General features: G+C 64.6%; 22 protein-coding genes. 5 read left to right on the top strand and 17 right to left on the bottom strand.

Annotated features, from left to right (window positions below; all coding sequences use genetic code 11):
* Positions 1-167: 167 nt before the first annotated feature.
* Together K289_RS45565 and K289_RS0129855 are read right to left on the bottom strand one after the other, a co-directional pair.
* Positions 168-374 (bottom strand): hypothetical protein, encoded by a 207-nt coding sequence (locus tag K289_RS45565; protein WP_027554857.1) that lies wholly within the window; start codon positions 372-374, stop codon positions 168-170.
* A gap of 80 nt (positions 375-454) precedes the next feature.
* Positions 455-886 carry an SRPBCC family protein gene (locus tag K289_RS0129855; RefSeq protein WP_027554856.1) on the bottom strand — a complete coding sequence of 144 codons (432 nt, stop codon included), beginning with the start codon at positions 884-886 and terminating at the stop codon, positions 455-457.
* Positions 887-1,273: 387 nt separating this feature from the next.
* Between K289_RS0129855 and soxC the strand changes: the two genes are divergently transcribed.
* Together soxC and K289_RS0129845 are read left to right on the top strand one after the other, a co-directional pair.
* Positions 1,274-2,662, top strand: a complete 1,389-nt coding sequence (soxC, locus tag K289_RS0129850) for a sulfite dehydrogenase (protein ID WP_245284037.1) — start codon at positions 1,274-1,276, stop codon at positions 2,660-2,662.
* Positions 2,649-3,185 (top strand): c-type cytochrome, encoded by a 537-nt coding sequence (locus K289_RS0129845; RefSeq protein ID WP_027554854.1) that lies wholly within the window; start codon positions 2,649-2,651, stop codon positions 3,183-3,185. Before soxC ends, K289_RS0129845 begins: the two co-directional genes overlap by 14 nt.
* Before the next feature lie 138 nt (positions 3,186-3,323).
* Here the strand turns inward: K289_RS0129845 and K289_RS0129840 are convergent, their stop codons facing one another.
* Positions 3,324-3,611, bottom strand: coding sequence for a hypothetical protein (locus K289_RS0129840; RefSeq protein WP_027554853.1), 288 nt, complete (start codon positions 3,609-3,611; stop codon positions 3,324-3,326).
* A gap of 596 nt (positions 3,612-4,207) precedes the next feature.
* Positions 4,208-5,149, bottom strand: coding sequence for a LysR family transcriptional regulator (locus K289_RS45555; RefSeq protein ID WP_051310931.1), 942 nt, complete (start codon positions 5,147-5,149; stop codon positions 4,208-4,210).
* A 127-nt stretch (positions 5,150-5,276) separates the two neighbouring features.
* Between K289_RS45555 and K289_RS0129825 the strand changes: the two genes are divergently transcribed.
* Positions 5,277-6,215 (top strand): ring-cleaving dioxygenase, encoded by a 939-nt coding sequence (locus K289_RS0129825; protein WP_027554851.1) that lies wholly within the window; start codon positions 5,277-5,279, stop codon positions 6,213-6,215.
* Entirely contained in the window at positions 6,212-6,838 is a 627-nt protein-coding gene (locus K289_RS0129820) for an alpha/beta hydrolase (RefSeq protein WP_027554850.1), read from the top strand. Before K289_RS0129825 ends, K289_RS0129820 begins: the two co-directional genes overlap by 4 nt.
* Positions 6,839-7,169: 331 nt before the next feature.
* Here K289_RS0129820 and K289_RS0129815 read toward each other — a convergent pair whose 3' ends face one another.
* The 6 genes from K289_RS0129815 to K289_RS0129790 all read right to left on the bottom strand — a co-directional run bounded on the left by K289_RS0129815 (position 7,170) and on the right by K289_RS0129790 (position 14,089).
* The gene (locus K289_RS0129815) at positions 7,170-8,666 is read right to left on the bottom strand and encodes an ABC transporter substrate-binding protein (RefSeq protein WP_027554849.1); all 1,497 of its coding nucleotides are present in this window, start codon (positions 8,664-8,666) and stop codon (positions 7,170-7,172) included.
* 54 nt (positions 8,667-8,720) lie between these two features.
* Complete coding sequence (locus tag K289_RS0129810; RefSeq protein ID WP_027554848.1) at positions 8,721-9,725, bottom strand: ABC transporter ATP-binding protein; 1,005 nt, start codon at positions 9,723-9,725, stop codon at positions 8,721-8,723.
* Positions 9,725-10,738 (bottom strand): ABC transporter ATP-binding protein, encoded by a 1,014-nt coding sequence (locus K289_RS0129805; protein ID WP_027554847.1) that lies wholly within the window; start codon positions 10,736-10,738, stop codon positions 9,725-9,727. Before K289_RS0129805 ends, K289_RS0129810 begins: the two co-directional genes overlap by 1 nt.
* A 2-nt stretch (positions 10,739-10,740) precedes the next feature.
* A complete protein-coding gene (locus K289_RS0129800; RefSeq protein ID WP_027554846.1) occupies positions 10,741-11,634 on the bottom strand; it encodes an ABC transporter permease in 894 nt (297 codons plus the stop codon).
* Positions 11,631-12,581: an ABC transporter permease gene (locus K289_RS0129795; protein WP_027554845.1), complete on the bottom strand. Its 951-nt coding sequence runs from the start codon at positions 12,579-12,581 to the stop codon at positions 11,631-11,633. The genes K289_RS0129800 and K289_RS0129795 overlap by 4 nt, the downstream gene beginning before the upstream one ends.
* 86 nt (positions 12,582-12,667) lie before the next feature.
* Positions 12,668-14,089, bottom strand: a complete 1,422-nt coding sequence (locus K289_RS0129790) for an amidase (RefSeq protein ID WP_027554844.1) — start codon at positions 14,087-14,089, stop codon at positions 12,668-12,670.
* Between the two features lie 121 nt (positions 14,090-14,210).
* On the opposite strand from K289_RS0129790, the gene K289_RS0129785 reads away from it, so the two are divergent.
* Positions 14,211-15,098 (top strand): LysR substrate-binding domain-containing protein, encoded by an 888-nt coding sequence (locus tag K289_RS0129785; RefSeq protein WP_027554843.1) that lies wholly within the window; start codon positions 14,211-14,213, stop codon positions 15,096-15,098.
* A 12-nt stretch (positions 15,099-15,110) separates the two neighbouring features.
* Here the strand turns inward: K289_RS0129785 and K289_RS0129780 are convergent, their stop codons facing one another.
* The 7 genes from K289_RS0129780 to K289_RS0129750 form a co-directional block, all read right to left on the bottom strand.
* The gene (locus tag K289_RS0129780; protein ID WP_027554842.1) at positions 15,111-16,046 is read right to left on the bottom strand and encodes a carbohydrate kinase; all 936 of its coding nucleotides are present in this window, start codon (positions 16,044-16,046) and stop codon (positions 15,111-15,113) included.
* A 5-nt stretch (positions 16,047-16,051) separates the two neighbouring features.
* Entirely contained in the window at positions 16,052-17,704 is a 1,653-nt protein-coding gene (locus K289_RS0129775; RefSeq protein WP_027554841.1) for an FGGY-family carbohydrate kinase, read from the bottom strand.
* A 38-nt stretch (positions 17,705-17,742) separates the two neighbouring features.
* The gene (locus K289_RS0129770; RefSeq protein ID WP_027554840.1) at positions 17,743-18,516 is read right to left on the bottom strand and encodes an SDR family NAD(P)-dependent oxidoreductase; all 774 of its coding nucleotides are present in this window, start codon (positions 18,514-18,516) and stop codon (positions 17,743-17,745) included.
* A gap of 34 nt (positions 18,517-18,550) precedes the next feature.
* On the bottom strand, positions 18,551-19,558 hold the full coding sequence (locus tag K289_RS0129765; protein ID WP_027554839.1) for an ABC transporter ATP-binding protein: 1,008 nt from the start codon (positions 19,556-19,558) through the stop codon (positions 18,551-18,553).
* A gap of 15 nt (positions 19,559-19,573) precedes the next feature.
* Entirely contained in the window at positions 19,574-20,404 is an 831-nt protein-coding gene (locus K289_RS0129760; protein ID WP_027554838.1) for a carbohydrate ABC transporter permease, read from the bottom strand.
* 3 nt (positions 20,405-20,407) lie between these two features.
* Positions 20,408-21,280 carry a carbohydrate ABC transporter permease gene (locus tag K289_RS0129755; RefSeq protein WP_027554837.1) on the bottom strand — a complete coding sequence of 291 codons (873 nt, stop codon included), beginning with the start codon at positions 21,278-21,280 and terminating at the stop codon, positions 20,408-20,410.
* A gap of 96 nt (positions 21,281-21,376) precedes the next feature.
* The gene (locus K289_RS0129750) at positions 21,377-22,690 is read right to left on the bottom strand and encodes a sugar ABC transporter substrate-binding protein (protein ID WP_027554836.1); all 1,314 of its coding nucleotides are present in this window, start codon (positions 22,688-22,690) and stop codon (positions 21,377-21,379) included.
* Positions 22,691-22,735 lie beyond the last annotated feature (45 nt).

The following is a 22,735-nucleotide window of genomic DNA, read 5'->3' as shown; positions in this document are numbered from 1 at the left end:
TATTGGACGATCCGACGCGAAAACATCGGCGGCCTGCAACGATTGTCGACTACGGCCGCTTCCGAGCTATCCATTTCCACACAACCAAGACCCAAGTGAGACATCGCGGTCGTCGGCCCAAAACTACAGCTGGCTCGTGCCCCCGCGCGGTAACGCACGTTGGCTCGTCAGTCGTTGAGGACTGCCAAGTGGACCCGGCGAAGGCGCTCGGAGTCGGCAACCACGTCGATTTCGATGATGCCTGCCCGCGCGATCGTGAAGCCGAGACCACACCGCGCCGTCCACGCGGAGCTACGACGACTCCCCACGGCTCCGTTCAGGAGCGGCTGTGCAAACCAGCCACGTCCCGAGAAGATGAGCGCCTGGTCGGCCATGCCTGCGCACCGCGGACTTCTCTCTGCGCCCAGAGGCGCGGCACCGCGGTCGATTCGAAACACGACGTCCCGTTTTGCAGTTACGCGCCCCGCTCGAGCAGCTCCTTCAGCTTTTGCTCGTTTCTCGGCAGCTGCCTTCGCACTTGCCGAAGGATGAGCGGAGCAAGCACCCTGGCGATCCCGTGGGCTTCTACTTCGAGGGCGATCGTTACGCGCGACCGCTTGCCGTCATCGAGTGGCTCAACGGTGCCTTTGGCAATCGCTGTGAGCGGGCCGCCAACACCGCGCAGCGTCCACGTCCTCGGAGGATTCAGTTCGGTTATCTCTTCCGTCCTCTGCAACTTCCGCGGACCGACCCGCCGGGTCACCACGGCTTTCAGTGGGGCGTCACCTTCCCGGCGTGCCGACACGACGCCCCCCTGCCATTCGGGGAAATGCGAAAAGTCCGTCGCGTATAGGAAGACGTCTTCGGGGCGACGGGATATCTCAATGCTCGCTACGATCGTTGCCATCTGTTCCGCCTTTGCTTCGATCTCCTGCGGATGTCGCCGGGCCGAGGCGCTGAGCATCCGTCGCGGCGGGCCGCTAGGTCGAGCTGGCGGAGGCGCACTGGGTCAGCAAGGATGTCGTACTCGTCTGGGCCGATGGGCTCATCTTCGCATCGTACTCCCCCAATCACCTGGCGGATAGCCGGACGCCCCTGAACCGAACTCCTCTCCTTCAGAAGAAGCAGGATTTCCTGGCAGGCAATCATCGCTGGTTTACGGTGGCCAAATAAAGTGTGCGACAGGCTCTTACTGGAGATCACGATGCCGCTCGTGGCCCGGAGCTGAGCAACGCGATGACTGTCGGCACGTCGGCCGTCGGGGGTAACGCCCTCATGGGCTGGACCGTTGCTCATGACCGGAACCGATCATTGCGGGCGAAAAAATCAGTTCTATACTCTCAAGACGCCGACAGCTGAGGAGGCGGCCATGCCCAAAGGAATGCGTCATCCTTGGGGGGATGCTGTAGCTGGAAACGGTCTGATTGACCGGCGTGCACTGCTCGGGCAGGGCGTCGCTATAGCAGGCGCGCTCAGCACGGGCGTGGGGGCCTCGCTGACAAGCGCCGCGGCCGAGCCACTCAAGGATGATCCATGGAGCCTTGAGCCCGGTTCGAACATCAAACCGTATGAGCTGCCGTCTCGGTTTGAGAACAACGTCGCGCGAACGCTGAGCAACCCCGACGGCCTGCCATTCGTTCAAACTGCGCGTACCCCGCATCACATGCTAAACGGAATGATCACGCCGAATGGGCTGCACTTCGTGGTCGCCTATGGCGGCCCGCCCGACATCGATCCGGATAAACACCGCCTCGTGATCCACGGCCTCGTCAAACGCCCTTTGATGTTCACGCTTGAGGCACTTGCGCGCTATCCGATGGTGTCGCGTATCAGCTTCCTGGAGTGCGGCGGCAACAGCGCACCACTGTTTTCCCCCCAGCCGCTGCAGGGCAACGTTCAGGCACTGCACGGCCTCGCGTCTTGTGCTGAATGGTCGGGTGTGAAGCTGTCCACCCTGCTCGAAGAAACCGGCATTGATTCGAAGGCGAAATGGTTCATCGCCGAAGGCGCGGACGCGCCTCACCTGACACGCAGCGTGCCCGTGGCGAAGGCCTTGGACGACGCCATGATCGCCCTCTATCAAAATGGCGAGCGCCTCGCGCCGAGTAACGGGTATCCGGTGCGCCTGCTGCTGCCCGGTTACGAGGGCAACATGAACGTCAAGTATCTGCGGCGCATCAAGCTCGTGGAGGCACCAGCCATGGGCTTCTGGGAGACCAAGACCTACACGCAGCTTCTCCCGAACGGCGAGGCATACCAATTTTATTTCCTGCAAGAAGTCAAATCGTTCATCACGCAGCCGTCTCCTGGAATGACCCTAAAGCAGCCCGGCCTTTATCAGATTTCCGGTGTCGCATATTCCGGCACCGGCCGTATCGCCAAGGTTATGGTTTCGGCCGATGGCGGGCAGAGTTGGGCCGAAGCGGCGCTGCAGGAGCCGGTATTGACGAAGGCCTTCACCCGTTTCCGCATGGCTTGGCATTGGAACGGTGGCCCCGCAATACTTCAAAGCCGGGCCTGGGATGAAGCCGGGAACTTCCAACCCACACGCGCCGAGTTCGTAGCTCACCGCGGCGAGTTGAAGAATGTCCCACCGATCGGAGCGTATCCCAACCAGCACTTCAACGCGGTCACTAGTTGGGCGGTCGACCCCAAAGGGCAGATCAGCCATGCCTATACATAGAATTTTCGTCTACAGCGCCTCGCTGGTGTTCGCTCTGAGTATCGGCGTAGCGTTCGCCGACGGGCCCAATCTTGGCACGCCTATTGACCTCGCCGACGTCGCGGCTTGGGATATCAGCGTTATGCCTGACGGCTCCGGCCTGCCGGCAGGAAGCGGTATGCCGGCGCAAGGCGAGCGGATTTACGCGGAAAAATGCGTCGCCTGCCACGACAAGGACGGCAAGAACAAATTCGGTTTTTCACCACTGTTCGGAGGCGGCAAGATCACCGACATATCGGCCGGGATGAAGACCATTGCGAACTTTTGGCCTTATTCTACGACGCTCTTCGACTTCATCCGTAGAGGGATGCCGTGGCAGCAGCCGAGGTCACTCACCGACGACGAGGTCTACGCCCTGACCGCGTTCATCCTAGCGAAAAACAAACTCATAGGTGAGACCGACACGATGAACCCCGAGACGCTGCCCAAGGTGCGGATGCCGAACCGTGGCGGTTTCATCATCCGTTTCCCCGATAGAATTTAAGTTGAAATGTCGGCTCATGGCCCATCAGCGAAGTGGCGGCACGTCCCGTCGAGGTCCGGATAGTGGGGCATTGCGGACTCGATTTGCTCAAGTTGAGTTCTTCGCATTTTGACCCATCGCGGCCATGGCGCTCGTGATCTAGGAACCGTCTTTAGCTGATGCAATTGCGGCGCGAACAGCGTCGCCCACGTCTATGCTGAGACGCGCTCTTGATTCATTTTTGTCTTCTGCTTGCGCGACGAATGGCACCTTAGGCAGGACAATGGTGAGAACTCTTACGATGGCTCCCAGCTCTGCTTCTTGCTCATCGTCAAACGCATCAGTGATCGAGGCCGATTTCTTCATCCTCTCGAAGATACCCGGAGTATGGGCCTCCATGGCCGCAATCGCTTCCTGTATCTGCTCGTCGGTATAGAACGTACCCATGAGACTATCTCAGCGTCGTTTAGCTGCTCCGCCGACCGCTTTTCGGCGCAAAGAGGATCAGGAGAGGATACGCTAGAGCGAGAGCGAAGATAGCGTCGAACAAGTAGAGCAAAAGCGTGAAGTCTCGACTGAACGGTGCGCTGGCCCCGAAGAGAGTGAATGTTTGCGCATAGGAGAATAGTATCGGCAGGTTGAGGACAATTGCCGTGAAATGACCGACCCAACCATCTCCGCAGGTGAAGCCCTGCGGTCCCTCGGTCCAACTGCACCCGGTTGATTTCAATAGAATGGGATGAGCGACAAGCTCCAGGAGTGCCATGATGACGGCAACTCCCAGGATGCATAAGCAAGTCAGGCACACACCTCGAAATGTCCTGAGCATTACCGACCTAGTCATCCACTAAGAGTACCATGTTGATATCGACTCGCGACCATTGCCAGTTGGCTTACGAAGCGACACCGAGATGCTGGTAAACGGACCCTTTCACAGGCTGGGCTTCCGGCCCAAGGTCGACATGCAGCTATGTCGGCTTCAACGTCGCCTTCCGAGAGAACAGCGGGCGCGACGAGTTCATGAGTACACGTCTAGCCTGCACTCACTTGGTCCGCCGCCTTGCACCGGATGCGATCGACGCGTGCACAGGCATCTCCTCGTCGCGGCCGAAGCGTTCGACCAGGAAATCGATGAAGAGCCTCACCTTGAGCGAAAGGTGCCGCGTCGGCGGATAGACCGCGTAGAGCGCGAGCGGCGGCGCCGAATAGTCTTCGAGCACGGCATGCAGCGCGCCTTTCTTCAGCGCGTCGGCGGCGATGAATTCCGGCAGCAGCGCAACACCCCTGCCCCGGATCGCGACGTCGCGCAGCACTTCCGCATTGTTGACACAGAGCGACCAGGCCGGCTGGATCCAGTGGTCGCCGTCCGCGCCGGTCAGCTTCCATTGATTGCCGGTGAGCAGGAAACCGTAGGTCAGCGAGGCGTGGTTGCGCAGGTCCTGCGGATGCTTCGGCGTGCCGTGACGTGCGAGGTAATCCGGCGAGGCGCAGACCAGCCGCGCAACGGGCACGATCTTGCGCGCGATCAGGCTGGAGGATTCCAGCTCGGCGATCCGCAGCGTCACGTCAAAGCCGTCCTGGACGGGATCGAGCAGATCGTCGCTGAGCACGAGCTGGAGTTGAAGCTCCGGATATTTGTCCATGAAGTCGGCGAGCACCGGCCCGAGCCGCATGGTGCCGAAGGACATCGGCGCGTTGACGCGCAACAGGCCACGCGGGGCCGATTGCAACTGCGTCACCGCCTGATCCGCGGCCTCGATCTCGGACAGGATCACGACCGCGCGCTCGAAATATTGCTGGCCGTTTTCGGTCGGGCTCGCATGCCGCGTCGTGCGGTTCAGCAATTGAACGCCGAGACTCTCCTCGAGGTCGGCGATGTATTTGCTGATGGCGGAGCGCGAAAGCCGCAACTGGCGGCCTGCCTCGGCGAAGCTGCCGCTTTCGACCACCTTCACGAAGGCGCGCAGGCTTGCGACCTTATCCACCAGCCGGCCCTGGCGATTGTTTCCAAATCGTAGACATAGCGGTCATAATTGCATGGATTGTCTCCAATTCAAAGCGGCACGATATTTCTTGCCAGAGCAAGACGTTCACGCGTTTTTGGAGGATGAGATGTCTGGACTGCACCACGTCACCGCAATTGCCGGCGACCCCATCAGGAACTTCGGCTTCTACACCCGTGATCTCGGGCTGCGGTTCGTCAAGAAGACCGTCAATTACGACGATCCCGGCACCTATCACTTCTATTATGGCGACGAGACCGGCCGCCCCGGCACCATCCTGACCTTCTTCCCCTGGCAGGGCGTGTCCACGGGACGCCGCGGCGTCGGCGAGACCCATCAGACCGCCTTCCGTGTGCCGCAGCGCTCGCTCGGTTACTGGACGCAGCGTTTTACCGAGAAGGGCATCCCCTACGAGGCGCTGGAGAAGCGGTTCGGCGAGTCCGTGCTGCCGTTCACCGACCCGGACGGGATGGCGCTGGCGCTCGTCGGCGTGCCCGGCGCCGAGAACGAGCCGGGCTGGAGCAATGGCGACGTGCCGGCCGAGCATGCGATCCGCGGCTTCCACGGCGTGACGCTGCTGCTCGACAGTGCGGCGAAGACGGCCGCCGTCCTCACCGACGTGTTCGGCTTTGCGGAGACAGCACGCGAGGGCTCCGTGATCCGCTTCAAGGCGCCCGGTGATGCGCAAGGCAGCATCGTCGACATCTACGAGGCCAAGGGTTTTCTGCGCGGACATCAGGGTGGTGGCTCCGTGCACCATATCGCTTTCCGCGCGGCCGATGATGCCGAGCAAGGCAAGATGGCCGAGAGGCTCGTCAGCAATCATGGCCTGCACCCGACCGAGCAGCGCGACCGCAACTACTTCCGCTCGATCTACTTCCGCGAGCCCGGCGGCGTGCTGTTCGAGATCGCGACCGACATTCCCGGCTTCGCCGTCGATGAGCCCGTCGCGACGCTGGGACGTGACCTGAAGTTGCCGGGCTTCCTCGAATCGCATCGCAAGCAGATCGAGGGCGTCCTGCCGAAGCTGGAAGAGACCGTGTCATGACCGAGAGTTCATTCGTCCATCGCTTCGAACCGGCGAGCAGAGCGGGCACCACCCCGCTCCTGCTTCTCCACGGCACCGGCGGCGACGAGAACGACCTGCTCGGTCTCGGCCGGATGATCTCGCCCGGCTCCGCCCTGCTCTCGCCGCGCGGTCGCGTGCTCGAGCACGGCATGCCGCGCTTCTTCCGCCGTCTCGCCGAAGGCGTATTCGACGAGGAGGACGTGCAACGGCGTGCACTCGAGCTTGGCGCCTTCGTCGATGAGGCCCGGGAGCGGTACGGCATCGCGGCGCCGGTGGCGGTCGGCTTCTCCAACGGCGCCAACATCGCCGCGGCGCTGTTGCTGTTGAAGCCTGACGTGCTGGCCGGCGCGGTGCTGCTTCGCGCCATGGTGCCGCTGTCGGATCCGCCCAGGGCCGCACTCACGGGCAAGCCGATCCTGCTCCTGTCCGGACAGGACGACCCGATCGTACCGGCCAGCAACTCGGCACGTCTCGCCGCGCTGCTGTCGGAAGCGGGCGCGAATGTGAGCCACAAGGTTCTGCCGGCGGGCCACCAGCTGACCCAGGCAGACGTCGCGCTGGCGAGCGACTGGATCGGCAACGTCGCCGCCGAAGCGGCGTGATTCGATGGGCGGCGCGCGGTCGAGAACGGCGCGCCGCACGTTTCTTTGCCTCAGTAGAACCAGCCGCGCCGCTTGAACCAGATCAGAGGCAATCGAAACGGCGCAAGCCGAGCGTCAGTCTTGTGATTTTCTCCGATGATGGCATCGTGCCGGTGTTTTGCCCGACGTGTCAACGGCTTCACGGGATGCGCAAGCCATCGTTCCGGCCATCACCGGCTACTTTGCATGGGGTTGTTTTTCAGATTTTTGTTTGGAGCTGCTACGTGACCACCTCTCCCCGCCGGGGAGAGGTAGACGTCGAGGCAACAGGCTCGACCTGATTGGCCGGGCCCTACTCCCAGTACCAGGTCGAAAAATCGTTCTCGTACTGCGGGACTTCCTTCCAGACGCCTTTCAGCTTCTTGTTGCTGATGGTGATCAGCTGCGGCTGGTACAGGAAGCCGGCGACCGCATCGGTTGCCAGCATACGCTGGGCGTCGCCGAGCAGTTTTGCGCGGCCAGCTTCATCCGGCGTCGACACGATCTGCTTGTAGAGCGCGTTGAACGCCTCGTTGTTGTAGCCGAGATAGTAGTCCGGCTCGGTGATCTTGACGAGGTCGAACGGCTCGACATGGCTGACGATGGTGAGGTCGAAATTGTGTGGGCCGTTGGCCGCGAACACCTGCGACAGCCACTGCGCCCATTCGACGTTCTCGATCTTGGCGATGATGCCGACCTTGGCAAGCTGCGCCGCGAGGATCTCGCCGCCCTGCCGCGCATAGGACGGCGGCGGCAGCTTAAGCGAAAGCTCGAGCGGCGTGGTGACGCCGGCCTCGGCGAGCAACTTCTTGGCCTTCTCGGGATCGTACGGATTGACGCCGGTGGTGTCGACGTAGCCGAGAGCGCCAGGTACGTAGAAGCTGCCGATCGGCGTACCGAACCCGTCGACCGCGCCGTCGATCATCGCCTTGCGATCGATCGCGGCAAGGATGGCACGGCGCACACGGACGTCGTCGAGCGGCTTCTTGCGCTCGTTGATGCCGACGATGGTCTTGGCGCGGGAGCCGCCGACCTGGACGTTGAAACGCGGATCGGCCTTGAACTGCGCGATGGTGCGCTGGGCCGAGACGCGCGGGAACGCATCGACGTCGCCCGAGAGCAGCGCCGCGGTCTGCGCGGCCGGATCAGAGATGAAGCGGATCGTGACCTTCGAGAGCTTGATCGCGGCGGCGTTGCGGTAGTCCGCCCACTTGCTCAGCGTGATCGAGGAGCCCTTGGCCCAGGCGCCAAGCTGATAGGGACCGGTGCCGACCGGTTGCGTCGCATCGGTCGGTGCGCTCTTCGGCTCGACGATCGACCCGCTCGCCTGCCCGAGCAGGAACGGCAGGTTCGGCTCGGCATATTTGAGAGTGATCAAGACCGTGTCGGCATCGGGCGCGTCGACCTTCTCGAAGCTCTGGAACAGGCTCTTGTCCTTGTTCGTGCTGGTCGCGACCGCGTTGCGTTCGAACGAGAACTTCACGGCGGCGGAGTCGAACGGCTCGCCGTTGTGGAATTTAACGCCCTTGCGCAGCTTGAACGTATAGGACTTCAGGTCGGGCGAAGCAGTCCAGCTTTCGGCCAGCAGGGGCGAAGTCGAACCGTCCTCGTTGATCTTGGTCAGGGTCTCGTAGATGTTGTAGAGCGCGACTTCAGCGATCGCCGCAGCGGCCGCGGTGGTGGGGTCGAGCCCCGGCGGCTCCAGCGCCATCGCCATCACGACGCTGTCCTTCTTGCTCTGCGCCATGACCGGCAGCGGCGCCGCGGCGAACGCGGCGGCAAATGCGACGATCGTTAGTTTCTTGAACATGCGTTACTCCCCGGCCTTCTTTCTTTCAGCCCACGCCGATCCTGCCCCGAAACACTAACCTTCCATGGCAGCTTGCGGCAACGCCATCACGGCCTCCGCCTTGTGGCAGGCGGCTAGATGCGCCTCGCCGACCCTGCGTAGCCGAGGCGGAACGTCACGGCAATGCTGATCGGCGAGCCGACAACGCGAGACATACGGACATCCGGCCGCGGCCGCCGATTGCGAGGCGATCGCCTGGGCGCCACGCCGCCTCCGGCCCCCGCCGGCGCGGGCGCGCGGCACCGCGTCCAGCAGGGCGCGGGTATACGGATGGGCGCAGTGCTCGAACAGGTCTTCGGGACGCCCCTGCTCCACGATCCGGCCGAGATACATCACGGCGACCTCGTCGCAGAGATAGTCGACGACCGCGAGGTCGTGGCTGATCAGGATGTAGCTCAGGCCGAACTGCTCCTGCAGATCCTGCATCAGGTTGAGCACCTGAGCCTGCACGGACACGTCGAGCGCGGAGACCGGCTCGTCGGCCACGATCAGCTTCGGCTGGGTGATCAAGGCGCGCGCAATCGCGATGCGCTGGCGCTGGCCGCCGGAGAATTCGTGCGGATATTTGTCCATGTCGGCATCGCGCAGGCCGACCTGCCGCAGCACCGCGGATACCCGCGCGCGAAGCGTGCTTCGATCGGTGTCCTCCAGCACGGTCAGGGGCTCGGCGACGATGCGCGCGATTGTCTGGCGCGGATCGAGAGATCCATAAGGATCCTGGAACACCATCTGGAAATCGCGGCGGGCGCGGCGCAGTTGGTCAGCCGGGATGCGATTGAGGTCGCGCCCGAGCAGCGCAACCTGCCCCGACGTCGGCCGCTCCAGCGCCATCACGACCCGTGCGAACGTCGACTTGCCGGAGCCGGATTCGCCGACGATGCCGAGGCTCTTGCCCGCCTCGACCTGCACGCTCACGCCGTTGAGTGCGTGCACCTGCGCCGGCGGCCGGAACAGGCTTTCGCGCGGCAGCGTGTAGCGCTGCACCAGGTCCTTCACGTCGAGGAGCGGCTGCGAAGCGATCATGCGGACAGCGCTCCGACGTGATCGGCCATCGAGACATCCGTGCGCAGGCAGCGCACGTCATGACCGGGGCCGACCTCGATCATCGGCGGCAGCGCCGCGCGGCATCTGTCCTCGACCAGCGGGCAACGATCGCCGAAGGCACAGCCCGCCGGCAAGTCGGCAAGCTCCGGCACGGTACCCGAGATGGTTTTCAGCCGCGTCCCCTTGCGCGCGCCAAGACGCGGGCGGGCGCGAAACAAGCCTTGCGTATAGGGATGTCCCATGCGCCTGAACACCTCGTCGGTGGGGCCGCTCTCGACCACGGTGCCGCCGTACATCACCATCATGCGCTGCACGTTCTCGGCGATGACGCCGAGATCGTGTGAGATCAGGATCATCGACATGCCGCGCTCTTCGACGAGATCGGCAATGAGATCGAGGATCTGCCCCTGGATGGTGACGTCGAGCGCGGTGGTCGGCTCGTCCGCGATCAAGAGGTCCGGCTCGCAGGCGAGCGCCATCGCGATGGTGATGCGCTGACGCTGGCCACCGGAGAACTGGTGCGGATAGGCATCGATGCGCTTTGCCGCATCGGGAAGGCCGACGCGGTCGAGCAAGGCGATCGCTTCCTTTCGCGCCTGTGCCGCCGCGTACTTCTTGTGGCGCCGCAGCGGCTCGGCAACCTGGTGTCCGATCGTGTGCATCGGATTGAGCGCGGTCATCGGCTCCTGAAAAATCATGCTGATGCGGTTGCCGCGCAAGCGGCAGTAGTCCGCATCGGAGAGACCGACTAGCTCGCTGCCATCGAGCCTGATGCTGCCGCTGACGACCGCGCTGTCCGGCAACAGTCCCATCAGCGACAGCGCGGTGACCGACTTGCCGCAGCCGGATTCGCCGACCAGCCCCAGCGTCTCACCGCGCTTCAAAGAAAAACTGACGCCGCGCACGGCCTGCGCCGGGCCGCGACTGGTGTTGAGGCGGACGGCAAGGTTCTCGACCTCGATCAGCGGCGTGGTTGCGGGATTGCTCATCATCATCGCTCCCGCGCCAGCCGCGGATCGAGCAGATCGCGCAATCCGTCACCGAGAAGATTGAGGCCGAGCACTGCGATCGCAATCGCCGCGCCCGGATAGACCGCGAGCATCGGCGACTGGAACAGCAGCGTCTGCGCGTCGTTCAACATCCGGCCCCAGGACGGCTGCGGCGGCTGCGTGCCGAGGCCGAGATAGGACAAGGCCGCTTCGGCGAGAATCGCGAGCGCGAACTGGATCGTCGCCTGCACGATCAGGATCGAGAGGATGTTCGGCAGCACGTGCTCGATGGTGATGCGGAAAGACCCCTTCCCTGCGGCGCGCGCGGCCAGCACGAACTCGCGCGCCCAGATCGCGTTGGCCGAGCCACGCGTCAGCCGGGTCAGCGTCGGGATCTGGAAAATGCCGATCGCGACGATCGACGTCACCATGCCCGGACCCACGACCGCGGCGAGCATGATCGCGGACAGCACCGCCGGAAACGCGAAGGTGAAGTCGGAAAAGCGCATGATGATCTCTTCGGTCCAGCCCCGGCGCGCCGACGCGATCAGGCCGAGGCAGACGCCGAAGGTGAGACCGATGCTGACCGCGATGATGCCGACCAAAATGGTCGAGCGGGCTCCGGCGAGCAGCAGTGAAACGATGTCACGGCCGAAGGAATCGGTGCCGAGCCAATGCGCCGCCGACGGCGGCTTGAGCTTTGCGGCGATGTCGATCTCGTAGGGCGACCATGGCGTCCACACGAGCGACAACAGCGCGGAGGCGAGAACCAGCAGGCTGAGAACGCCACCGACCACGAAGCTGCGATGGCGCAGCGCGCGGCGCCAGAACGTCCGCGCCGGGAGCGGACGCGCGGCGACCGGCGCGTCAAGCGGGGCGGCCAACGGCGCGCTCACAGATCGTGGACCTTGATGCGGGGATCGATGAAGGCATAGAGCACATCGACCACGAAATTGACGATGACGACCATGGCCGCGAGCAGCATCACGCAGTTGCGCACGACGATCAGGTCGCGGTTGGCGATCGACTGGAAGATCAGACGGCCGAGGCCCGGCAGATAGAACACGTTCTCGATCACGATGGTGCCGGCGAGCAGGTTGGCGAACTGCAGGCCCATCACCGTCATCACCGGGATCATGGCGTTGCGCAGCACGTGACTCCACAGCACCTCGCGCTTGCCGAGCCCTTTCGCGCGCGCGGTGCGGACAAAATCCTCGCGCAACACTTCCAGCACCGCCGAGCGCGTGACGCGTGCGAGAATCGCGGCCTGCACCACCGCGAGCGAGATCGCCGGCAGCAGCAGCGACTTGATGCCGGGCCAGGCGCCGTCGTCCCAGCCGGCAAAGCCGCCGGCCGACAGCCATTGCAGCCGCACCGAGAACAAGAGGATCAGGAGAATCGCGAACCAGAAGTTCGGCAGCGCGAGGCCCACCTGCGTCAGCGACATCACGCCGACGTCGCCGAGCTTGTTGTGGTTGGCGGCGGTGTAGATGCCGGCGGAGAGCGCCAGCACCACCGTGATCAGCATGGACATGATCGCGAGCGGGATGGTCAGCACCAGCCGCTCCGCGATCAGGCCCGCCACCGGCGTGCCGTAGACATAGCTGTTGCCGAGATCGCCCGAGAGAAGCCCCTTGATCCATTGCAGGTAGCGGATCGCCAGTGGCTGGTCGAGCCCGAGCTTGACGGTGAGCGCGCGCACCGCGTCCGGCGAGGCATCGGCGCCCATCAGCATCTGCGCGGCGTTGCCGGGCAAGGCATCCAGCACCAGGAAAATGATCAGGGATGCGCCGATCAGCGTCGCCAGCAAGGTCAGGAGACGTCGAAGGACAAATACGCTCATGGACGCTCGGTTTCAGGGCTCATGCGGAGCACGATCAACATGTCCAGACGCCGGACGCAAGCCCCTTGCGGCACGCCATCAACGTCTCACGCGGGCCAGCGGGACAGGAGGTCGTGCGAAGCCTCGAACAGCGCGCTCGCACGCAGCAATTCCGCGTCAGCACGAAAGCGGCCGACGAGTTGCAGTCCGATCGGCAGGCCATCGCGGCCGAAGCCGCAGGGCAGGCTCACCGCGGGGTGCCCGGTCATGTTGAACAGCATGGTCCAGGGGAACCAGTGCGGCCGGACGCTGTCGAACTGCTGGCCGTCGATTTCGATGGTACCGAACAGGTCCTGGTCGATCGGCAGCGCGGCGCGGGTGATGGTCGGCATTGCCAAGAGATGCCCGCGCGCAAGCAGGGATTGCATCCGGCGGAACAGCGCGGTGCGCGCGAACATCGCCTCCTGATAGTCGACGCCGCTGACCTCAGTCGCGAGCGCGAGCTGCTTGAGGAAGGCTTCGCTCAGCTCGTCCTTGTGCTCCGCCGCGAGCTTGGCGAAGCGCGTGCGCCAGACCGTGTGGTTAATGGCGCGCCAGATCGGCTCGATGTCGAAGCCCTCGCCGGAAAACGCCTCGAGCTCGGCACCCAGGCTTGCGAGCCGGTCGAGGCTCGCCTTGAAGCTGGCCGCCACGTCGGCGGATACGGGCCGGCCCGGCGGCGAAAGGCAGTAAAGGATCTTCTGCCCGCGCAGATCGCCGCGCGGCGCTGCGGTGCCGATGAAATCGGGAACGGGAACGCCGATCGACCAGGGATCGGAGGCGTCCTCGCCCGCCATCGCCTGCATCATCAGGCCAGTGTCGGCGACGGTGCGCGTCGTCGGCGTCACGTAGGTCTGGTTGCCGAAGGCGTCCTGCACCTGGCTGTGCGGAATGACGCCATTGCTCTGCTTGATCCCGACCACGCCGTTGCAGGCGGCGGGAATCCGCGTCGAGCCGCCGCCGTCGGTCGCGATCGCGAGCGGCGCGATGCCGCTGGCGACCGCTACCGCCGCGCCGCCGCTGGAGCCGCCCGACGAACGCTCGGCACTCCACGCATTGCGGGTGCGGCCGAACAGCGGCGAGTCGGTCAGGCACTTGCTACCGAATTCGGGCGTCGTGGTCTTGCCGATCAGGATCGCGCCCTGCGCGCGCAGCCGTGCGACGGCGACGGCATCCTCGTTCGGAACATTGTCCTTATAGGGCACGGCGCCGAAGGTGGTCTTCACACCCCTGGTGTTGACGATGTCCTTGACGGTGACGGGAAGGCCATGCAGCAGGCCGAGCGGCTCGCCCGCCATCACTTTGCGCTCGGCCTCGCGCGCCTGCGCCATCGCCTCGTCGCCGCACAGCGTGATGAAGCAGTTCAGCTCGGGCTGCAGCGCCTCGGCGCGCGCCAGCACCGCGCGGGTGATCTCGACCGGCGAAATCCGTCTTGCCGCGATGAGACCACGCAATTCGGTTGCGGACAGCAAGCAAGGATCGCCGCTCATCGTCAGATCACTCCGAAGCCGGCCCCCGTTGGCCGATGGCATTGACAGTCAGAATGACACCCATGTTAACTCGCCGTCCAATACGATTTTGGTGGTCAACCCATACGTTTTCGGTATGCCCATGGATCTTCGCCGGCTTCGCTACTTCGTTGCCGTGGCCGAGGCGCGCAGCGTCGGCAAGGCCGCCGAGCGGCTGCGGATGGCGCAGCCGCCGCTCTCGGTCCAGATCCGCAAGCTCGAAGCCGAGGTGGGCGCCCCCTTGTTCCGCCGCGGGACGCGCGGGATGGATCTGACCGAGGCCGGCCAGGCACTGCTCGCGCGCGCCGGCGAGGCGCTCGCGCTTGCGGTCGACGGCGTCGAAGCCGCGCGCGCGGTTGCCGCCGGACGGCGCGGACGGCTCTCCGTCGGCTACATGTTCGTGCTGGCCAATGCGGTGCTGCCGCGCCTGATCCCCGAGCTGCGGCGGTCCATTCCCGGCGTCGAGCTCGATTTCGCCGAGCTCAGCGCATCGACGCGCGAGGCGAGGCTGCTCGACCGCAGCGTCACCGTCGCCCTGTGCATGCCGGCGATCCATCATCCCGAGATCCAGGTGGCGCGGGTCGGCACGCAGCCCTTCGTGCTGGCGATGCCGATCCGCTCGCCGCTCGCGCGCCCTGCCGCCGTGCCGATGGCGAAACTGCAGGGACGTCCGCTGATCGCGCTGCCTCGACCGGACGAGGACCCCGCCTCCTCCGCCGTTGCAGCCCTGCTGCGCCGGCATCAGGTGGTGATGCCAATCGTCAGCCGGGTCGAGACGGTGCATGCGGCCATGAGTCTGGTGCTTGCCGGTGAAGGCCTCGCGATCCTGCCCGCTTGCGCCAAGCTCGGCGCGCCGCCCGGCGTCGTGTTCCGGCCCTTGCGTGGCGCGACAGATTCGATCGAGATCGCGGTGTGCTGGCGGCGGGATTCGCGCAGCCCTCTCATCAGCAGCTTTCTCAAATGCGCGGAGAAAGTGGTCGCGCGGCTGTGAGGCCGCGTTGGGCTACCAGCTCCACGTCGCCTCACGGCTCCACGGCGGATCGGCGCCGGGGCGGGTGCAGGTGAGACCGGCGCAATTGGCGGCGAAGGAGAGCGCGCGGCGCAGTTCGTCGGCGCCGATGTCCCTCAGCTTCTCCCGCGCGAGCCGCCCCTGCTTGTACAGGGCAAAGAGCAGTGCCGCCTGAAAGCTGTCGCCTGCACCTATGGTGTCGACAACCTCGACCTTCGGCGCGGCGACTTCGATCTGCCCAGCTTTCGTGTGCCACGCCATGGCGCCATTGTTGCCCCGGGTGATGACGACGAGGCTGGTGCCCTGCCCCAGCAGCACACTTGCCCGCTGCTGATGGGGCTCATCTCCGAACAGATAATTGAAATCGACGTCGGACATCTTGATGAGATCCGCGCTCGCCGCGAACTCCGCCATGCGTACGAGATAGGCCGGCTTGTCCTTGACCAGATTGGGCCGGCAGTTCGGATCAAAAGAGATCGTTGACGTCGCCCGCGCGTCCGCGATCAGCGCCTTCGTCTCGGCCGCGCCCTTGTCGTTGACCAGCGTGGTCGATCCGACATGGACGGCCATGACCGTCTCGAACGGAACCATCCCGCGCCGGTACGTCCAATTCCCTGTCGCGGTCTCGGCGTCATAGAAGGCATAATGCGACTCGCCCGCGACGATGCGCACGAAGGCAAGCGTGGTCTGGTGATCGCTGCGCGTCGCAAGACCAAGCTCGACATTCGAGGCCGTCGCGTGACCGGCGATCATCTGCCCGAACATATCGGTCGAGATGCCGCCGACGAAGCCGGTCGGCGCGCCCAGCCGCGCGATACCGATCGCGACGTTGAGGCAGGAGCCGCCGACGGCCGGCATCACCGCCTCGCGCCCTTCGGCGTTGCGCGTGGGCACGAAATCGATCAGCGCATCGCCGCAAGCAATCAGCATCCGTTTCAAGCTCCGGCCATTCCGACGCCGCGCATCGCGGCGCGGCTACTGCGGTCGACCTCGCGCAGCAGCTTGTAGACGTCCCGCTTGCGGCTGTGAAACGCGGCCATCTCAGGCGCGGTCGGCTCGCTGAGACGTCCCAGCGCCGACATTTTTGCCATGGTCTCGCCGATCGAAGCATAGGCGCCGCCGGCCACCGCCCCGAGCATCGCGGCGCCCAGCAGCACGGGCTCCTTGGTCTGCGGCAGCGCGACGGTGAGGCCTGTCGTATCGGCCATGATCTGGCGCACCAAAGGGCTGCGGCTCGCACCGCCGCCCATGATCATGATGCTGGAATGCACGCCGTGCGCGGCAAAGGCCTCGATCACCTCGGCAAGCCCATAAGCGAGCCCGCAGAGACCGGCGACGAACAGCCGTTCCATCGAACCAATATCGGTGTCGAGGTCGAGGCCTGCGATCACCGCGCGCGTATCGGGGTCGGCATAAGGCGAGCGGTTGCCGATGAATTCGGGAAGAACATGGACGTCGCGCGCGAGCAGCGCGGCACGGCTGGCATCGCCGGCACGCGCGATGATGCGGCGTTCGAGGAATTCGATGATGTCGATGCCGTCCTTGCGCGCCGCCGCGCTCGCCTCGGCGTGGGTGGGATGCGACTTGAGCAGATGGTCGATCGCGGCGCCCGCGGCCGACTGCCCGCCCTCGTTGAGCCAGAAGTCCGGCACCATGCCGGAATAATAAGGCCCCCACACGCCGGGCACGAAGCAGGGGTCCTTGGTCGTCGCCATGATGCAGGCCGACGTTCCCATGATGTAGGCGAGCCGATTGCAGACATCCGTCGCCCCGCCCGATCCGTCGCGGCCGCCGATCGCGCCGATCCCGCCGGCATGCGCATCGATCAGCGACGCGCCGACCGGCGTGCCGGGTGACAGGCCGAGGTCGCTAGCCGCCGCGCGGGTCAGACCCGCGCCGAGCCGGGTGCCGGGCGCGACGATCTCGGTGCCGATCCGGGCGTACTTCTCCCCGACGAAGTCCGAGAGGCCAATGCGCTGGAAGAACGGCGCGCTCCAGCCGCCGCCATCATGCGCGAGATAATTCCACTTGCAGGTGACGGTGCAGGTCGAGCGCTGCAGCGAGCCGGTCGCGCGCCAGGTCAGATAGTCTGCCAGATCGAAGAAATGGCCGGCAGCGTCGAAACTCGCGCGCAGGTGCCGCTTCAGCCACAACAGCTTCGGCATTTCCATCTCGGGCGAGATCGAGCCGCCGACATAGCGCAGCACCGCATCCTCGGTCTCGTTGATGAGCCGCGCCTCGGTCGTGGCACGATGGTCCATCCAGACGATGACGTTGCGCTGCGGCTCGCCGGAGGCGCTGACGGTGACCGGCTCGCCCTGCCGATCGAGCACCACCAGCGAACAGGTGGCGTCGAAGCCGATGCCGCCGACGCTGTCCGGCGCAATGCCGGCTTCCGCCATCGCCGCCCGCACGGATTTCGCACAGGCCTCCCAGATATCGGATGAGGACTGCTCGACGATGTCGCCGGCCTCATGCCAGATCCTGATCGGATGCCGCGCTGTCGCGAGCAGAGTTCCGGCTGCGTCAAAGACCCCCGCCCGCGTGCTCGTGGTCCCCACGTCGACGCCGATGTACGCCTGCGGCATTGTCACTCCCGGTCGCTCTCGTCAATTTTGACGCAAGCCTACCAGCAAGTGTAGCCGCCATCCACCAGCACGATGCTGCCGGTCATCAGGCTCGCGGCCTCGGACGAAAGGAACAAGACAACCGAGGCAATCTCCTCCACCTGCCCCATCCGCGCCATCGGGGTTCCGCCGATCCAGGCGTCGTACATTTTGGGATTGCTCTTCACGAAGGCGTTGAGCGGCGTCTCTATATAGGTCGGCGCCACCGCATTGACGCGGATTCCGCGCGCGCCCCATTCGGCGGCCAGCGATTTGGTCAGATGATGCACCCCGGCCTTGGAGGCATTGTAGAAGCACTGCTCCTGCGGCTTGTTGACGATGAAGCCGGACATCGACCCGACATTGACGATGGCGCCGCTCTTGGCCTTCAGCATGTGCTTGCCGAACTCGCGGCAGCACCAGAAGGTGCCGTTGAGGTTCACGTCGATGACGTTGAGCCAGTGCTCGTCGGTCACGGTCTCGGCCGGCGTCTCGCTGCGGGCGATGCCGGCATTGTTGACGAGGATGTCGACCTTGCCGTGGCGCGCGACGAGGTCATTGGCAACCTCCGCCACACGCCTGGTGTCGGTCACGTCCATGATCGCGGTCTCGGTGTCGTAGCCCTTGGCCTTCAGGCTGGCTTTCGCGCTGTCGGCGACCTTGCTGTCGCGATCGCCGATAATGACCTTGGCGCCGGCTTCCGCCAGCGCCTCGGCGCAGGCGAGGCCAATGCCCTGCCCGCCGCCGGTGATGAACGCGGTCTTGCCGCTCAGCTTGAATTTTTCCAGGTACATGTTGCTTTTCCCGTTTCTTGTCTGCCCCAGTTGGTCAGAACCGGATCGCGTTGCCGCCATTGTCGAAGCGGTGGATGCGCGCGGGATCCGGCACCAGCGATACGCGATCACCGGCGCTCAAGCTGAGCTCGCCGATGTAGCGCGCGGTCAGCATGCCGAGCGGACCGGCATCGACATAAAGGAAGGTGTCGCTGCCGAGATGCTCGGCGACCGCGATCGTGCCCGGCCAGCCGCCGGCGCCGTCGCGCTCGATCTTCAGGTGCTCTGGCCGCACGCCGATCGTTGCCGCCCCCTTCTGCAAAGCGGGGTCGCCGGTGACGAAATTCATCTTCGGCGAGCCGATGAAGCCGGCGACGAAGAGATTGGCGGGCTTTTCATAGAGCTCGAGCGGCGAGCCATACTGCTCGATCTTGCCGCCGTTGAGCACGACGATCTTGTCGGCCATGGTCATGGCCTCGACCTGGTCGTGGGTGACGTAGATCGCGGTGGTGCCGAGCTGCTTCTGGAGCCGTGTGACCTCGATCCGCATCTGCACGCGCAGCGCCGCGTCCAGGTTCGACAACGGCTCGTCGAACAAGAACGCTTTGGGCTCGCGCACGATGGCACGGCCGATCGCGACGCGCTGGCGCTGGCCGCCGGACAGCTCGCGCGGCTTGCGGTCGAGATAGGGCGTCAGATTCAGCGTCGCGGCGGCCGCCTCGACCTTGCGGTTGATCTCGTCCCTGGCGAGGCCCGCCATCTTCAAACCGAAGCCGATATTGCCGCGCACGCTCATATGCGGATACAGCGCGTAGGACTGGAACACCATAGACAGCCCGCGCTTGGCAGGCGGCGTATCGACGACGTTCTTGCCGTCGATCAGGATGCTGCCGCCGCTGACGTCCTCGAGCCCGGCGATCAGCCGCAGCAGCGTGGTCTTGCCGCAGCCCGACGGTCCCACGAACACCACGAAGGAGCCGTCCGCGATGTCGAGATCGGCGCCCTTGATGATGTGCACGGGCCCGAAGGATTTCTGCACGCCCTGAAGTGTAATCCGACCCATGATCCGGCAGCCCTTCTACTTCACAGCGCCAAAGGTGAGCCCGCGGACGAGCTGCTTCTGGCTGAACCAACCGAGGACGAGAATGGGCGCGATCGCCAGCGTCGAGGCCGCCGACAATTTCGCCCAGAACAGCCCTTCCGGACTCGAATAGGAGGCGATGAACACGGTGAGCGGCGCGGCATTCGAGGTCGACAGGTTCAAGGTCCAGAACGCCTCGTTCCAGGCGAGGATCAGGTTGAGCAGGAGCGTCGAGGCGAGGCCCGGGATCGCCATCGGCGTCAGCACATAGACGAGTTCGCGGCCGACGGTGGCGCCGTCCATGCGCGCGGCTTCCAGGATGTCGCGCGGGATCTCCTTGAAATAGGTGAAGAGCATCCAGATCACGATCGGCAGATTGCCGAGGCACAGGATGAAGACGAGGCCGATGCGGGAATCGAGCAGGCCGACGGTCTTGAAGATCAGGTAGATCGGCACCAGCACGCCGACCGGCGGCATCATCTTGGTCGAGAGCATCCAGAGCAGGATGTCCTTGGTGCGCTTGGTCGGCGAGAACGCCATCGACCAGGCCGCAGGGATCGCGATCAGCAGCGCGATCAGCGTCGAGCCGCCGGCAATGATGATCGAGTTCAGCGCGTGGTGGAAATAGTCGCTGCGCTCCTGCACGGTCGCATAGTTTTCCGTGGTCCAGTGGAAGAACAGGAAGGACGGCGGAACCGCAAAGGCCTCGAGCTCCGTCTTGAAGCTCGCCAGCACCATCCACAGGATCGGGAAGAAGATCAGGAAGCCGCACAGCCATGCGGCGATCGTCGATACCGCCACCCGCCGTGTCGTTGCCATCCGTGCCATGTCTCAGGCCTCCAGGTTCCGGCCGACGATGCGGACGAGGAAGAAGGCGACGATGTTGGCGATCGCCACCGCGACGAGGCCGCCTGCGGAGGCGCTGCCGACGTCGAACTGGATCAGCGCCTGCGAATAGATCAGGAATGCGATGTTGGTGGTCTGCAGACCCGGGCCGCCGCCGGTGGTGACGAAGATCTCCGCGAACACGGTGAGCAGGAAGATGGTCTCGATCAGGATCACCACCGTGATGGGACGCGCCAGATGCGGCAGCGTGATGTAGATGAAGGTCGAGACCGCGCTGGCGCCGTCCATCTCGGCGGCCTCCTTCTGCTCCTCGTCCAGCGATTGCAGCGCCGTCAGCAGGATCAGCGTTGCGAACGGCAGCCATTGCCATGCGACGATCAGGATCACCGAGAACAGCGGCACGTCGTTGAACCAGTCGATCGGCGTCAGGCCGACCAGAGAGGCGAGCCAAGCGAACAGCCCGGACACCGGATGCATCAGCAGGTTCTTCCAGACCAGCGCGCTCACCGTCGGCATCACGAAGAACGGCGCGATCACCATCAGCCGCACGATGTTGCGGCCGATCACGGGCTGATCGAGCAGCAGCGCCAGGGGGATACCGAGCAGGACCGTCAGCGCCAGCACCGAGCCGACCAGCACCAGCGTGTTCTGGAGCGAGGCGAGAAAGGCGGGGTCGGTGAGGAAGTAGCGAAAATTGTCCAGCCCGACGAACGCTTCGGAGCCGGGATCGAGCAGGCTGTAACGCAGCGTCGAGAAATAGATCGTCAGCGCGAGCGGGACGATCATCCAGATGAACAAGAGCCCGACAGCCGGCGTCAGGAGCGAGCGCGCAAGAAACTGCGTCTGCCGGGTTGCCATCAACGCTTCTCCTCGGGCGGGAAGAAGGCGGCCATCCATCCGGGGCTGGAGGTGGTGGATGGCCGCTAGTTTGAGCTCAGGAGGGAGAGCTCGGGTTCACTTGATGTAGCCGGCGCGCTTCATCTCGCGCTCGGTCGAGGATTGCGCGGCGGAGAGCGCCGCATCGACGGTCGTCGATCCGGCAAGGGCGGCCGAGAATTGCTGGCCCACTTGCGTACCGATGCCCTGGAATTCGGGGATCGCGGCGTATTGTACCCCGACATAAGGCACGGGCTTCACGGTCGGCTTGTTCGGATCGGCAGCATCGATCGAGGCCAGTGTCAGCTTGGCGAACGGCGCGACCTTCACGTACTCGGGATTCTGGTAGAGCGAGGTCCGCGTGCCCGGCGGCACGTTGGCCCAGCCATCCTTCGACGCCACGAGCTTGGTATAGTCCTTGCTGGTGGCCCAGGCGATGAACTTCTCGGCGGCTTCGGTCTTCTTGGAGCCGGCGGGGATCGCAAGGTTCCAGGCCCACAGCCAGTTGGCGTTCTTGCCGAGCCCGGTGTTGGGCGCCAGCGCGAAGCCGACCTTGTCGGCGACCTTGGAATCCTTCGGATTGGTGACGAAGGACGCCGCGACCGTGGCGTCGATCCACATCGCGCACTTGCCGGCGTTGAACAGCGCCAGATTCTCGTTGAAGCCGTTCGAGCTCGCGCCGGGAGGGCCGGCCTGCTTCATCAGGTCGACATAGGTCACCAGCGTCTTCTTCCATTCCGGCGTGTTGAACTGCGGCTCCCACTTCTCGTCGAACCAGCGTGCACCGTAGGAATTGGCCATGGCCGAGAGGAAGGCCATGTTCTCGCCCCAGCCGGCCTTGCCGCGCAGGCAGATGCCGTAGATGCCGGCGCTCTTGTCGGTGAGCTTCTTGGCCGCGTCGATGACGAAATCCCAGGTCGGGCTTTCGGGCATCTTGAGGCCAGCCTTCTCGAACAGGTCGGTGCGATACATCACCATCGAGCTCTCGCCGTAGAACGGCGCGGCAAAGAGCTTGCCGTCGACGGAGACCGCATCCCGGATCTTCGGCAGGAGGTCGGCGACGTCGTAATCGGCGCCGAGATTGGCCAGCGGCACCAGCCATCCCTTCTTGGCCCAGATCGGCACCTCATAGGTGCCGATGGTCAGCACGTCGAACTGGCCGCCCTTGGTTGCGATGTCGGTGGTGACGCGCTGGCGCAGCACGTTCTCCTCCAGCGTCACCCATTTGACTGATATGTCGGGGTTCTTCGCGGTGAAGTCGCTGGTCAGCCCCTGCATGCGGATCATGTCGCCGTTGTTCACGGTGGCGATCGTCAGGGCGGTTTCGGCCATCGCGGGGACGGCCAGCAACAGGCAAGACGCGCCGCAGACGGCGCCGAGGACGTTTTTCACGATGACCTCCCTAGCTCGCGCTTTGAGCATATGCCCACGCGTTGG

It is taken from the genome of Bradyrhizobium sp. Cp5.3 (assembly GCF_000426265.1).
GTDB classification, from domain to species: Bacteria; Pseudomonadota; Alphaproteobacteria; order Rhizobiales; family Xanthobacteraceae; genus Bradyrhizobium; species Bradyrhizobium neotropicale.
This window is presented reverse-complemented; position numbering and strand designations above follow the sequence as displayed.